Source organism: Pseudomonas glycinae, from assembly GCF_001594225.2.
Lineage (GTDB): Bacteria > Pseudomonadota > Gammaproteobacteria > Pseudomonadales > Pseudomonadaceae > Aquipseudomonas > Aquipseudomonas glycinae.
In genome coordinates this window covers 3,059,470-3,072,524 of record NZ_CP014205.2, presented here as the reverse complement: position 1 = coordinate 3,072,524, position 13,055 = coordinate 3,059,470, and the positions used below count along the sequence as shown (strand labels likewise).

Sequence of the window (13,055 nt, the reverse complement as noted above, 5' to 3'; positions counted from 1 at the left end):
AACAGGTCGAGATCAGCCACCTTCACGCTCGCGGGCCCGGTCGCTCTCCGTGAGGAAATGTTCGAGCCGGCTCAACTGCTCCTCCCAGCCCCGACTGTCCATGTAGTACGCCTCTTTCTGGCGCACGTCGGGGATGTGCGCAAAGCCTGATTCGGAGACCTTCAGCAGCGTGCCGTTCTCGTAGTCCTGCAGTTCGAACTTGACCAGCGTGGTCGGTTCCTGGGAGTAGTCGATTTTCGGGTTCACCGCGTACGGGTGCCAGCGGAAGGAGAACAGCTGCTGCGGCTCGACTCGCTCCACCAGCACGTTCCAGAGCACATGTTCATAACCGGGGTAAGTGACCTGCCCCTGCGTCCATTCGCCGGCGATAAACCGCCGGCCCTCCAGCGCAACGCCGAACCACTGGCCGAACGCCTCGGCATCGACCAGGGCGCGCCAGACATGGGAGCGCGGCGACCTGAGCATGATCTTGCGTTCAAAGCTGTTGGGTACTGGTTTCATACGTCACCTCCTGTTTTGAACAGTAGGCTTGTATGACCACATGTCCAATGCGAAGTTGTATCAATCCAGTGCAACGATCAGGTCTGATTGAAATATCCGGCAGTATTTTGGATCACCGGTTCGTCAGAATGCGCACGGATCAGCGCGGCGAAACTGCTAACGTTCCCAGCGAATTGAACGACACAAGGACGTCATCATGCAGCTCTCCCTCCCCGAACGTTATCGTGGCGCCCTGCTCGGCCTGGCGTGCGGCGATGCCGTGGGAACCACTGTCGAATTCCAGCCTCGCGGCAGCTTCCAGCCCCTGACCGACATGGTCGGCGGCGGGCCGTTTCGCCTGAAGCCCGGTCAATGGACCGACGACACCTCGATGGCGTTGTGCCTGGCGGAAAGTCTGCTGAACAAAAACGGCTTCGATGCCGCTGATCAGATGGGCCGCTATCTGAACTGGTGGCAATGGGGTTATCTGAGTTCGACCGGCGAATGTTTCGATATCGGCATGACCGTGAGTCAGGCGCTGGATCGCTATCAACACACCGGAGAGCCGTTTGCCGGCGCCACCGATCCCTACAGCGCCGGAAACGGCTCGTTGATGCGCCTGATCCCCGTGGTGCTGTTTTATTTCCCCGATGCCCGGAAAATCAGGCGATTCGCCGCCGACAGTTCACGCACCACACACGCGGCGCCCGAGGCCATCGAATGCTGCCAGCTGTTTGCCGAACTGCTCGGCAAGGCCCTGGAAGGTGCATCGAAAGCGGATCTGCGCACTCTGGCGCAAACAGTCTTCAGCCAACCCAAGGTGGCGGCGATCGCCCGGGGTCACTACCTGCACAAGACCGAGCGCGAAATTCGCGGCAGTGGCTACTGCATTGAATCTCTGGAAGCGGCGTTATGGTGCTTCCACCACACCGACAGTTTTGCCGCAGCCGTCCTGCGAGCGGCCAATCTGGGCGATGACGCAGACACCACGGCCGCCATCGTCGGCCAGTTGGCCGGCGCCCATTATGGTGTGCAGGGAATCCCGTCCGGGTGGCTGGAAAAGCTGCATGACGGAGAAGAAATCGCCGCGACTGCCGAGCGCTTGCTCAACGCATCGAGACATCGCACACCTTCTTAGCGCAACGAAGTCGCTAAACTGCCCGGCACGTTCATTCATCAAAGCGAGATGACTCATGTCCCCACGCCTGCTTCTGGCCCTGACGCCTTTTCTTTTCACTTCCGTTGCTCACGCTGCCGTGGACTGCGCCAATGCCAGCGATCAGGCGACGATGAATCAATGTGCCGCGCAGGAAAACAAGGCGGCGGACAAGGAGTTGAACGCGGTTTATCAGCAGATTACCGCCCGGTTGAAGGACAACCCTGATGGCAAGAAACTGCTGGTGAGCGCGCAACGGGCGTGGATCGGCTTTCGTGATGCCGAGTGCAAGTTTTCGGCATCCGGGGTGGCAGGCGGGAGTGTTTATCCGTTGATCTACAACAATTGCATCGCCTCGGTGACAAAGACGCGAACCGAGGCGCTCAAGCAGTACTTGAAATGTGAGGAAGGGGACATGAGCTGCCCGGTGCCTGGGGCCTGATTTTCCAGAGTTTTTGAAGGCCTCATCGCTGGCAAGCCAGCTCCCACAGGTTTTGTGTCGATCACAAAAAACTGCAACTGCACAAATCCCTGTGGGAGCTGGCTTGTCAGCGATGGCGACCTGTCGGATCACATCAATTTCAGATCTGCCACACCTCGCCATTCACGAAAAACGCTCGGGCATTGTCTTCGAGACTTTCCAGGTGATAGCCGCCTTCCTGCACGATCAGGCATGGCAGGCCCAGGCTGCGAACTCGCTGGCCCAGTGCTGCAAAACCTTCGCGGGTCACGGCGACCTTGCTTTGCGGGTCAAGCTCATAGATGTCGAAGCCCAGCGACAGCACCAGCACCTCGGCGCCGAACTCGCGCACCGCGTTCAATGCGACGTCCAGTTGCCCAAGGAAATCCGCTTCGCTTGAACCATGAGCCATCGGCAGGTTGAGGTTGAAGCCCTCCCCCGCGCCGCTGCCACGCTCATCGGCGAACCCGGCGACGCCTGGATAGAAGTTGGTCGGATCGCCATGCACCGAGACGTAGAGCACGTCATCGCGGTCGTAGAAAATCTCCTGAATGCCCTGGCCGTGGTGCATGTCGGTGTCGAGCACCGCGACTTTTTCAAACTTGGCGCGCAGCACCTGCGCCGCCACCGCCGCGTTGTTCACGTAGCAGAAACCGCCCGCCGCTTCGGCCCGGGCATGATGTCCCGGTGGACGGCACAAGGCGTAGGCTGCCGGCTCGCCGTCGATCAGCGCCTGAGCCCCGGCCACTGCGCTTTGCGCCGACCAGTACGCCGAGCGCCAGGTCTGCTCGCCGACCGGGCAACTGCCGTCCGCCAGATACCGCGCCGCCTGAGCGAGGATGCCGCGCAAGGCGTTGGGCTCGCGGACGAAGATGTTCGACATCACTTCATCGCCCCAGTCTTCCGGGATTTCTTTCCAGCGTGCGTGCGCTTCCTGAAGAAAGGTCAGATACGGCGCGCCATGCACCGCCAGCAACGGTGCGAGACCGGCATCGGCGGGCTGCTCGACACTGAAGCCCAGACCGTGGGCGGCCTGCACCAGACGCTGCGCACGCTCGGGAACTTCTTGCGGCGTACGCATCTGCCCGCGCGAGTAATAGCTGCGTGGATGGTGGAGCAATTGTTCGGGGTGGAAAAAACTGCGCATGGTTCAGGCTCCCTGTTCGATTCGACCGGCACGGGCCAGTACGGCGTTGAGCAATACATCGGTGCCCTGTTTCACGTCTTCGGGCAACACGTCTTCGGCTTCGTTGTGACTCAGGCCGCCAACGCACGGGATGAACACCATCGCCGTCGGGCAGTAGCGCGCGAGGTGAATCGCGTCATGCCCGGCGCCGCTGACAATCGACTGCTGAGCGTAGCCCAGCGCGTCCACCGCCTCTTGCACGGCCGCCACACATTCGGCATCGAACGGTGTGGCCGGGCTGATCCAGTGCGGGGTGATCGTCAGGTTCAGGCCTCGGCCATCGGCGATCGCCTGCAAGCGGGCGCGGACTTGTTGTTCCATGGCGGCAATGGCGTCGTCGCGGTGATGACGCAGATCGACGGTGAAATTCACCAGCCCCGGAATGGTGTTGCGCGAGGATTTGTTGATGCTCAACTCGCCGACCGTGGTCAGGCCTTCGGGGGCAAAATCTGCGGCCAGACCTTCGATTGCCTGAATCATCCGCGCCACACCGTACAGCGCGTCTTTGCGCAGCGGCATCGGCGTGGTGCCGGCGTGGGCGGCCATACCTTCCACGCGCACATCGAGCCAGCGGATCGCCTGACCGCCCGTGACTACGCCGATGCTTTTGGCGTTGTCCTCGAGGATCGGGCCTTGCTCGATGTGCGCTTCAAAATACGCGTCCACCGCGCCGCCCAAAGGGCGATCACCGGCGTAACCGGTACGCTGCAACGCCTCGGCAACGCTGATGCCATTGATATCGCGCACCGCCAGCGCGGCATTCAGATCCATGATCCCGGTGAACACTGCCGAGCCGAACATGGCCGGGGTGAAGCGCGCGCCTTCTTCGTTGGTCCACACCGCCACTTCCAGCGGTTTGCGGGTCTGGATGTTGAGGTCGTTTAGGCAACGCACCACTTCCAGACCGGCGAGTACACCGTAGACGCCATCGAAACGCCCGCCTTCAGGCTGGGTGTCGAGGTGGCTGCCCATCATCACCGGCGCGGCGTCCGGATCGGTGCCGGCGCGACGGGCGAACAGGTTGCCGATGGCGTCCACGCTCAGGGTCATGCCGGCTTCGCGGCACCAGTGGGCGAACAGTTCGCGACCGGCCTTGTCTTCGTCGCTCAATGCCAGACGGCAGCTGCCGCCTCGGGCTGTCGCACCGATTTCGGCCATGGCCATCAGGCTCGCCCACAGGCGTTCGCCATTGATTTTCAACATGAGGTTCTCCTGAAATTCCGGGTCAGCCACGGGCCATTTCCGCGCGATGGGCACTGGCGTGGCGACGGGCGAGGGACAGCACGCAGACCAGCGAAATGCCGGCGATCAGGCTGTAGAACACCGCCATCGGCCACCACTGCCCGGTGAATTTGTGCGCCAGCATGGTGCCGATCAGCGGCGTCAGCCCACCGGCCACCGCGCCGCAAATCTGATAGGCCAGCGAGATCGCGGTGTAGCGCACGCGGGTCTCGAACATGCCGCTGACGTAGCCGGCAATCACCGCGTAGAACGAGGCCATGCACACCACCGCCAGCGCGATGCCGAGGATAATCAGCGGCGCCTGGGCCGAGCTGACCAGCACGAACATCGGATACGGCGAGGCCATCGCCAGCAGCGACACCAGGCACAGGAAACGCGTCGCGCCGATCTTCTCGGCAGTCCATGCAGCCAGCGGCTGGATGCAGAACTGGATAATCGCGACGAAGAACAGGCATTCGAGAATCAGCGAGCGCGGCAGCGCCAGTTGCTGAGTGGTGTAGGCGATCATGAAGGTGTTGGTGAAATACACCCCGGCGATGCCCAGCGTGTTGGCACCGATGCACAGCAACAGCGGACGCCACGCGGTGCGCAACACTTCCATCACTGGTGCCTGTTCATTCTTGATCTGCTTGCTGGCCTGCTCGCGGCTGGCGAGGAATTCCGGTGACTCGTTCACGCCCAAGCGAATCGCCAGGCCCACCAGCAGCAACAGCGCACTGGCGAGAAACGGCAGACGCCAGCCCCAGCTCATCAGGTCTTCTTCCGGCAAACGGGTCACCGCGCTGAAGGCCAGCAGCGACAGGATCAAACCCGCCGGGCTTCCCAGTTGCGCGAACGACGCGAAGAAATTGCGCCGGCCCTTCGGCGCGTGCTCGCCAGCCATCAACACCGCCCCGCCCCACTCGCCGCCGACGGCGATGCCCTGGACGATGCGCAGCAGAATCAGCAGCACCGGCGCCGTCGCGCCGATCTGCGCGTAGGTCGGCAGCAGACCGATGCACACCGTGACCACGCCCATCATCAACAGCGTGATGATCAGTGATTTCTTGCGGCCGATACGGTCGCCGATATGACCGAAAATGATCCCGCCCAATGGCCGGGCAAAGAAGCCCACCGCGAAGGTGCCGAATGCGGCCATGGTGCTGAACAGCGGATCGTCGGAGGGAAAGAACAGCGCGCCGAACACCAGCGCAGCGGCGGTGGCGTAGATGTAAAAGTCGTACCACTCGATCATGGTGCCGATGAAGGCTGCGGCCGCCGCACGGCGCGGCTGGTTCGAAGCGTGGGGCTTCATGGGTCGGGCTCCTTTGATTGTTTTTTTGGCAGGAGGAAAACGCTGAATCCGAGGCGCTCTGGCGGCGCCTGTCGTGGGGTGATTTATCGTCCCGGGGCTATGATTAGTCAATTTTCTATTTATTATTCCGAGTATTACTTCTTCTTATAATCGAGAGCCGCCATGGCCGAACGCGATGTGCAACGCCTGCTCAACGACCGCCTCGACTGGAACCTGCTGCGCACCTTCCGGGTGATCGGCCAGGAGCTGAGCATCAGCCGTGCCGCCGCGCGTCTGCATCTGACGCAACCGGCGGTGAGCCAGGCGCTCAAGCGTCTTGAGGAGCAACTGGGTCGCCAGTTGATCGCCCGACGCGGCCCACGATTTGCCCTCACCGAAGTCGGCGAGCAGATCTTCGAACTGGCCGGCGAGATCTACGGGCAGATGTCCCAGGTCAGCAGCCTGCTGGAGCAACCGGCCGACGAGGTGATCGGCAAGGTGCGACTGCTGATCATCAGCCGGATCTTCTCCGAGCGCTTCGATGACTTCCTCGCTGACTTTCATCGGCAGTATCCACGGGTGGATCTGGAGGTCGATGTGATGCGCAGTTCGGACATCGTCAGTGCCCTTCAGGAGAAAACCGCGACCCTCGGCCTGAGCCTCAATCGCCGCCCGCAACCGCGACTTGAACAGCGTCTGTTCCTGCGGCAGCGCTATGCGTTTTTCTGTGGCAAGCACCACGCGCTGTTTGGCCGACAGGACATCGGCGAAGGCGATCTGCAGCGGGAGAACTTCGTCAGTTTCACCAGCGACCAGATTGGCGGCATGCTCTCGCCGCTGACGATTTTTCGCGATCAGCAAGGCTTCAGCGGGCGCATCGTTGCCTCCTCGCCAAGCCTGGAAGAGGTGCGGCGACTGGTGATCGCCGGGTTCGGTATCGGTTGTTTGCCGGAGCACGTGGTGGCGGCGGACGTCGAGGCCGGATTGCTCTGGCGCCTGCCGCCCCACGAAGGGATTGCCGATGTCGACATTCATCTGTTGTGGAACCGCGAGCAGCGCATGAGCCGCGCCGAGACGCTGTTCATCGAACGTTTGCAGGCCTGTCTGGCGGATCAGTAACCGAGCAGTCGATCCGCGCTGTTGAGCAAAGGCTCACCGGCATTCAGACGGCGGAAGTTCTCGGCGATCTGCTCGGCGATGCAATCGTGGGAGGCCGCCGAAGCCATGTGCGGGGTGATGGTCACGCCCGGGGTTTTCCACAGTGGATGATCGGCGGGTAACGGCTCCTGTTCGAAGACATCGAGCAGCGCACCGCGCAGTTTTCCACGAGCCAGTGCCTGTTGCAGATCCTCGATGTTCAGATGCCCACCGCGACCGACGTTGACCAGTGCCGCGCCGTTGGCCAGCCGGTCAAAGGTCTGGCGATTGAGAATGCCGCGCGTCTCGTGGGTGAGCGGCAACAGATTGATCAGCAACTCCACGCCGTCGAGAAATGGATTGAAGGTTTCAGTGCCGGCGAAGGTCTGCACGCCCGGTAAATCCTTTTTGCGGCGCGCCCAGCCACGCACGTCATAACCGGCGCTGGCCAGGTCTAGCGCAATCGCGCTGCCGAGCGAGCCGAGGCCCATCACACCGATCCGGAACTCATGGGCCGGGCGTTGCAGCGGTCGCTCCCAATGCTGTTGGCGCTGTTGCTCCAGCACTTGATCGAAGCCGCGATGAAAGTGAATCACCGCCCAGCGCACGAACTCGGTCATGCCTTGGCGATGCCCGGGATCAACCACCCGGCACACCGGCAGATCCGGACATGACGGATCGTGCTCCAGATGATCGATGCCGGCGGCGACCGAGTGAATCACTTGCAGATTGGGCAACGCGGCGAGGCTGTCCGGCAGCGGAAACCAGCACGCCGCGATCTGCGCATTCGCCGCTTGGGGATCGTCGGCCAGCACCGCCGAAAGCTGCGGTGCACGGCGGGCAAAGGCTTCCTGCAATTGTTTGAGCAACAGCGTGTCGCGGGACATCAGCGCAACGGTGTTCATGACAGGTAGGACTCGCGCTGGGATTCGATCAGGGTCAGTGCGGCCTGCCAGGCCAGGTCGATGATGTTGTCCTGTTCATCGCGGTCGAACTGTTCGGCGGTGTGGGCACAGACTTCCGGCGACGGGAAATGCAGCTCGCAACCGCCGGCCAGCGCCTGCACCTGAGCCTGGCAGGCACGCTCCAGAAAGTGGATTTCCTGGAACGCCTGGGCCACCCCGGAGCCACCGACCAGCAAACCGTGATTGCGCAGGATCATCGCCCGATGCGGGCCGAGGTCGGCGATCAACCGCTCGCGCTCGTCCAGCGACAAGGCGATGCCTTCGTAGGTGTGGTAAGCGAGTTTTCCGTAGAACTTCAGCGCGTGCTGACTGATCGGCAGCAGGCCTTGTTTCTGTGCAGCGACGGCCATGCCGGCAGCGGTGTGGGTGTGAATCACGCAGTTCAGATCCGGCCGCGCCATGTGGATCGCCGAATGGATCACGAAACCGGCGGCGTTGACCCGATGCCCGGCGTATTCAGGGTCGACGATGCGCCCGTCCTGATCGATACGCACCAGATCGGAGGCACGCATGCGGTCGAAAATCACGCCGTAGCGGTTGATCAGGAAATGATGCTCCGGCCCCGGAATCCGCAGGGTGATGTGGGTGTCGATCAGGTCGGTCATGCGAAAGTGCGCGATCAGGCGGTACAGCGCGGCGAGCTCGCAACGGGCTTGCCATTCGATCGGGTCAATGTGGGCGGGCTTACTCACGAATACACCTCTTTGTTGGTATGAAGGGTGACCGGGTTGGCCCGCAGACGTGCGAGGCCACAGACACCGATCAGAGACAGGGCCGACAGTAACGTGAAGAACACCGCCAATGGCAGCCACTGCCCGGAGAACTTGCTGGCCAGCAGCGTGCCGATCAGCGGCGTGGTGCCGCCGGCTACTGCGCAGCTCAGTTGGTAAGCGATGGAGATGCCCGAATAGCGCAGATGCACCGGGAAGGCTTGGGTCATGTACCCGGCGATCACCGCGTACAGGGCCGAGAGAATCACCACCGCGACGGCGATGCCGAGGGTCATCAACAGAATGTTCTGAGTGCCAACCAGCAAGAACATCGGGTACGGCGTGACCGTGCACAGCAACGCCACCAGCATCAGGAATCGCCCTTCGCCGATGCGCTCGGCGAGCAGCGCCGACAACGGTTGCGAGAGCAATTGAATGATCGTCACCAGGAACAGGCAGTCGAGAATGGTCGCCCTTGGGATGCCCTGATATTGGGTGACGTAGGTGATCATGAACGTGTTGGTGAAGAAGAACCCGGCCGAGCCGATGGTAACGGCGGCGGCCGCGAACAGGATCTGCCGCCAGCACTGACGGATCACGTCTTTCACCGGGTACTTCGCCGTCTCGTTGTTGTCCCTGGCCTTGGCGAATTCCGGCGACTCATGCACCCCGGAACGGATCATCAGACCGACCATCATCAGCACGCCGCTGGCTAGAAACGGCAGACGCCAGCCCCAGGCGAGGAAGTCTTCCGGCGACAGCGACGTCACCAGTCGAAACGCGATCAACGCCAGCAGCAAACCCGCCGGGCTGCCGAGCTGGGCGAACGAGGCGTAAAAGGTTTTGCGTTTGGCCGGGGCGTGTTCGCTGGCCATCAACACCGCCCCGCCCCACTCGCCGCCGACGGAGATGCCCTGGATCAGGCGTAATACGATCAACCCGATCGGCGCCCAGATGCCGACGCTGGCGTAGCTCGGTAGCAGACCGATGCCGGCGGTGGCGAGGCCCATCAGCGCCATGGTCACCAACAGCATTTTCTTGCGACCCAGACGATCACCCAGATGTCCGAACACCATCCCGGCCATCGGGCGGGCGATGAAGCCGACGGCGAAACTGCCGAATGCGGCGAGGGTGCTGGTCACCGGGTCGCTGCTGGGAAAGAACACTTGCCCGAGCACCAGTGCGGCGGCGGTGGCGTAGATATAGAAATCGTAGAACTCGATGGTCGTGCCAATGAAGGCAGCGGCCGCGGCGCGACGCGGCTGAGCGGTGGTGTGCATGCAAGAACCCCTGTGTATTTATAGTTTTGGGCAGGTGTCGAAGCGGCTGACGGTCGCGCTCTGTGGCGCTTGTGGGCTTTATCGCTTCCGTGACAGGATTAGTCAATTTTCAAAAACTTATCTTTACTATTAGCGTGACTACTACATGACCTCCTCCGCCAATCCCTGGATCGGCCGACGTTTTCTCAATGACCGGCTCGACTGGAACCTGTTGCGCACCTATCTGGTGATCGGTCAGGAAGGCAGCATGAGCCGCGCCGCTGCGCGATTGCACATCACCCAGTCGGCAGTCAGCCAGGCGTTGAAACGTCTCGAGGAACAACTGGATTGTGTGTTGATTGCCCGGAGCGGTCGGCGTTTTGATCTGACGGAAACCGGGGAGGAAGTCCTGCGGATTGCGGCGGATATCTACGGCGATATTTCCCGTCTGGGCACCGTGGTCGAGAATCGCCATGATGACGTAGTGGGCAAGATCCGTATCCTCACCGTCAGTGGCGTGCAGGCGCGGCATTACGACGAGTTTCTTGCGGATTTCCACGAAACTCACCCGAAAATCGAGCTGGAAGTCGAGGTGATGGGCAGCTCGAACATCATCAGTTCATTGCTGCAGAAGACCGCTACGGTCGGCGTCGGACTTTGCCGTCTACCACAGCCTCGGCTGGAGCAGCGGGTACTGTTCCGAGAGCGCTACGCCTACTTTTGCGGGCAACGGCATCGACTGTTCGGACAACAGAATCTGACGCTGGAACAGCTCGCGGCGGAGAACTTCGTCAGCTTCACCAGCGATCAGCTCGGCGGCAATCTTTCGCCATTGACGCTGTTTCGTGACCAGCAGGGGTTTACCGGCAAGATCGTCGCCTCCTCCACCAGTTTCGAAGAGATTTACCGCCTGATCTGTGCAGGGTTCGGGATTGGTTGCTTGCCGATTCACTTGGTGCGACGGGATGTCGAACAGGGTTTGCTGTGGCGCTTGCCGCCGGAGGACGGGGTGGTGGATTTCGATATTCAGCTGCTGTGGAACCGCGAGCAGAAGATGACTCAGGCGGAAACGGTATTCCTCGACAGCTTCCAGCACATGCTCAGCTTGCGTGAGCCTGTGCTGTGAAGCTTTAGCGGGTTACACGTGAGGATCGCCCGGCGCTTTGGTCGGCGCCGCGTATTGCGGCTTGAGGTGACCGTCCTGGTCGAGTAGCCAGGCGTCCATGATCTGCCGCACCACCGGACCTGCAACTCGGCCACCGGCCTCGCCGTTTTCGATCATCACCGAGATCGCGATTTTCGGATGCTCGGCCGGGGCAAACCCGACAAACAGGGCGTTGTCACGATGTCGCTCGAGGGTTTTCTCGCGGTTGTAACGCTCACCCTGTTTGATCGCCACCACCTGCGCCGTACCACTCTTGCCGGCGATGCGGTATTGCGCACCGGCCGCTGCCGCACGAGCAATGCCTCGGGCATCGTGCATCACCATCTGCATGCCGTGGTTGACCTGCTCCCAGTCCCGCGGATCCTTGAGCAGGATGTTCGGCATCGGGTGCTCGTCCACCGGTGCCACACCATCCACGGTCTTGGCCAGGTGCGGACGGTTCCAGACGCCCTTGTTGGCGATCAGTGCGGTGGCTTGAGCCAGTTGCAGCGGCGTGACCTGCATGTAGCCCTGGCCGATACCGAGGATCACGGTTTCGCCGGGGAACCAGGCCTGACGCCGGGTGGCGCGCTTCCACGCCTGGGACGGCATCAAGCCCGGTGACTCCTCGAACATGTCGAGCGAGACTTTCTCGCCAAGGCCGAACATCGCCATGTAGTCGTGAAGGCGATCGATGCCGAGCTTGTGCGCCAGGTCGTAGAAGTAGGTGTCGTTGGACCGCATGATCGCTGCATCCATGTCTACCCAACCGTCGCCGCTGTGGTTCCAGTTGCGATACTTGTGGTCGAAATCCGGTAGTTGGTAGTAGCCCGGATCGAAGACTCGGGTTTGTGGCGTGACCACGCCGGTGTCGAGTCCGGCAATCGCCACCTCTGGTTTGATCGTTGAACCGGGAGCGTACAGACCGCGCAGTACTCGGTTGAACAGCGGTCGGTCGATGGAGTCTCGCAGCGCGGAATATTCCTTGGAGCTGATACCAGTCACGAACAGGTTAGGGTCGAAGCTCGGATTGCTGACCATGGCCAGCACTTCGCCGGTCGATGGATCCAGCGCAACCACTGAGCCGCGGCGGTCGCCCAATGCAGCTTCCGCGGCCTCCTGAAGTTTGACGTCGAGACTTAGAACTATGTTTTTGCCTGGTATCGGATCGGTGTGTTTCAGAACCCGTAGTACTCGACCTTGTGCGTTGGTCTCTACCTCCTCGTAACCGACGTGGCCGTGCAGCTGTGGCTCATAGAAGCGTTCGATACCCGTCTTGCCGATGGATTGGGTGCCACGGTATTCGACGGAGTCGAGGGTTTTGGATTCTTTTTCGTTGATACGGCCAACGTAACCGATCGAGTGTGCGAAGTGCGCACCCAACGGGTAGTTACGAACGAATTGTGGCTCGACATCCAGGCCCGGTAGACGGAACTCGTTAACTGCCAGCACGGCGATCTGTTCTTCGGTCAGCTCATAGAACAGCGTTACGGGTGTAAACGGATGACGCGACTGCTTCATGGCTTTGTCAAAGACTGCGCGGTCTTCGGCGGGCAGGTGCAGGAGGTTGATGACTTCATCCAGCTCTTGATTGACGTCAGTCGCCCGTTCGCGGGTGATGGTCAGGTTGTAGCTGGGACGATTATCAGCCAGCAACACGCCGTTGCGATCGTAAATCAGGCCGCGTGTCGGCGGGATCGGCAGGACATGGACGCGATTGTTTTCGGAGATGGTCGAGTGGTAATCGAACTCGACGACTTGCAGGATGTACAGGCGCACCACCAGGGCACAACTGATGGCGAAGACGAACAAGGCACAGGCGATCAGGCGTTTGTTGACCAGCCGCGTCTCTTTTTCGTGGTCCTTGATAGGGATGGGTTCAGGCATTTCTGCAGCCACTCTTTGACAAAAAATGAGCGCCGATCCTTGGGCATGACATCAGTCCGTTAAAAAACGAGCTGCACCATACCAAAAACCAGGCGGTCATTTCAGAAGGATTTCCCCAATGGTTCCGGTCGAGACGGCTGGAGGTTTCTCCAGGCA

The 13,055-nt window shown here is 61.2% G+C and carries 12 protein-coding genes; 4 read left to right on the top strand and 8 right to left on the bottom strand.

All coding sequences use genetic code 11. The annotated features are described in order from the left end of the window. Nucleotides 1-12 precede the first annotated feature (12 nt). Nucleotides 13-501, bottom strand: a complete 489-nt coding sequence (locus AWU82_RS13840) for an SRPBCC family protein (RefSeq protein WP_007953087.1) — start codon at nt 499-501, stop codon at nt 13-15. A gap of 196 nt (nt 502-697) precedes the next feature. On the opposite strand from AWU82_RS13840, the gene AWU82_RS13835 reads away from it, so the two are divergent. Continuing rightward, nucleotides 698-1,618, top strand: a complete 921-nt coding sequence (locus tag AWU82_RS13835) for an ADP-ribosylglycohydrolase family protein (RefSeq protein ID WP_064381125.1) — start codon at nt 698-700, stop codon at nt 1,616-1,618. 55 nt (nt 1,619-1,673) lie between these two features. Further along, nucleotides 1,674-2,078: a lysozyme inhibitor LprI family protein gene (locus tag AWU82_RS13830; RefSeq protein WP_064381126.1), complete on the top strand. Its 405-nt coding sequence runs from the start codon at nt 1,674-1,676 to the stop codon at nt 2,076-2,078. A gap of 139 nt (nt 2,079-2,217) precedes the next feature. Here the strand turns inward: AWU82_RS13830 and AWU82_RS13825 are convergent, their stop codons facing one another. Genes AWU82_RS13825 through AWU82_RS13815 form a run of 3 tightly spaced genes read right to left on the bottom strand, consistent with a single transcriptional unit; the run spans nt 2,218 to nt 5,818 of the window. Further along, entirely contained in the window at nt 2,218-3,243 is a 1,026-nt protein-coding gene (locus AWU82_RS13825; RefSeq protein ID WP_064381128.1) for a histone deacetylase family protein, read from the bottom strand. 3 nt (nt 3,244-3,246) lie between these two features. Continuing rightward, nucleotides 3,247-4,485: a Zn-dependent hydrolase gene (locus AWU82_RS13820; protein ID WP_064381130.1), complete on the bottom strand. Its 1,239-nt coding sequence runs from the start codon at nt 4,483-4,485 to the stop codon at nt 3,247-3,249. 22 nt (nt 4,486-4,507) lie between these two features. Next, nucleotides 4,508-5,818, bottom strand: a complete 1,311-nt coding sequence (locus AWU82_RS13815) for an MFS transporter (RefSeq protein ID WP_064381133.1) — start codon at nt 5,816-5,818, stop codon at nt 4,508-4,510. A gap of 162 nt (nt 5,819-5,980) precedes the next feature. Between AWU82_RS13815 and AWU82_RS13810 the strand changes: the two genes are divergently transcribed. After that, entirely contained in the window at nt 5,981-6,916 is a 936-nt protein-coding gene (locus AWU82_RS13810) for a LysR family transcriptional regulator (RefSeq protein WP_064381135.1), read from the top strand. Here AWU82_RS13810 and AWU82_RS13805 read toward each other — a convergent pair. The 3 genes from AWU82_RS13805 to AWU82_RS13795 are packed head-to-tail and all read right to left on the bottom strand — an operon-like array spanning nt 6,910 to nt 9,889. Further along, nucleotides 6,910-7,839, bottom strand: coding sequence for a 2-hydroxyacid dehydrogenase (locus tag AWU82_RS13805; protein ID WP_064381138.1), 930 nt, complete (start codon nt 7,837-7,839; stop codon nt 6,910-6,912). The two genes, AWU82_RS13810 and AWU82_RS13805, sit on opposite strands and share 7 nt — an antisense overlap. Then, the gene (locus tag AWU82_RS13800; RefSeq protein ID WP_064381140.1) at nt 7,836-8,591 is read right to left on the bottom strand and encodes a class II aldolase/adducin family protein; all 756 of its coding nucleotides are present in this window, start codon (nt 8,589-8,591) and stop codon (nt 7,836-7,838) included. Before AWU82_RS13800 ends, AWU82_RS13805 begins: the two co-directional genes overlap by 4 nt. Beyond that, nucleotides 8,588-9,889, bottom strand: coding sequence for an MFS transporter (locus AWU82_RS13795; RefSeq protein ID WP_064381142.1), 1,302 nt, complete (start codon nt 9,887-9,889; stop codon nt 8,588-8,590). The genes AWU82_RS13800 and AWU82_RS13795 overlap by 4 nt, the downstream gene beginning before the upstream one ends. Nucleotides 9,890-10,034: 145 nt before the next feature. On the opposite strand from AWU82_RS13795, the gene AWU82_RS13790 reads away from it, so the two are divergent. Further along, nucleotides 10,035-10,994: a LysR family transcriptional regulator gene (locus AWU82_RS13790; protein ID WP_064381145.1), complete on the top strand. Its 960-nt coding sequence runs from the start codon at nt 10,035-10,037 to the stop codon at nt 10,992-10,994. Nucleotides 10,995-11,006: 12 nt separating this feature from the next. Here the strand turns inward: AWU82_RS13790 and mrdA are convergent, their stop codons facing one another. Beyond that, the gene (mrdA, locus tag AWU82_RS13785) at nt 11,007-12,899 is read right to left on the bottom strand and encodes a penicillin-binding protein 2 (protein WP_064381147.1); all 1,893 of its coding nucleotides are present in this window, start codon (nt 12,897-12,899) and stop codon (nt 11,007-11,009) included. Nucleotides 12,900-13,055 lie beyond the last annotated feature (156 nt).

Bases quoted from the DNA above. Each gene is read 5' to 3' on its own strand.
- AWU82_RS13840 (WP_007953087.1), bottom strand. From the start codon at position 501: ATGAAACCAGTACCCAACAGCTTTGAACGCAAGATCATGCTCAGGTCG.
- AWU82_RS13835 (WP_064381125.1), top strand. From the start codon at position 698: ATGCAGCTCTCCCTCCCCGAACGTTATCGTGGCGCCCTGCTCGGCCTG.
- AWU82_RS13830 (WP_064381126.1), top strand. From the start codon at position 1,674: ATGTCCCCACGCCTGCTTCTGGCCCTGACGCCTTTTCTTTTCACTTCC.
- AWU82_RS13825 (WP_064381128.1), bottom strand. From the start codon at position 3,243: ATGCGCAGTTTTTTCCACCCCGAACAATTGCTCCACCATCCACGCAGC.
- AWU82_RS13820 (WP_064381130.1), bottom strand. From the start codon at position 4,485: ATGTTGAAAATCAATGGCGAACGCCTGTGGGCGAGCCTGATGGCCATG.
- AWU82_RS13815 (WP_064381133.1), bottom strand. From the start codon at position 5,818: ATGAAGCCCCACGCTTCGAACCAGCCGCGCCGTGCGGCGGCCGCAGCC.
- AWU82_RS13810 (WP_064381135.1), top strand. From the start codon at position 5,981: ATGGCCGAACGCGATGTGCAACGCCTGCTCAACGACCGCCTCGACTGG.
- AWU82_RS13805 (WP_064381138.1), bottom strand. From the start codon at position 7,839: ATGAACACCGTTGCGCTGATGTCCCGCGACACGCTGTTGCTCAAACAA.
- AWU82_RS13795 (WP_064381142.1), bottom strand. From the start codon at position 9,889: ATGCACACCACCGCTCAGCCGCGTCGCGCCGCGGCCGCTGCCTTCATT.
- AWU82_RS13790 (WP_064381145.1), top strand. From the start codon at position 10,035: ATGACCTCCTCCGCCAATCCCTGGATCGGCCGACGTTTTCTCAATGAC.
- mrdA (WP_064381147.1), bottom strand. From the start codon at position 12,899: ATGCCTGAACCCATCCCTATCAAGGACCACGAAAAAGAGACGCGGCTG.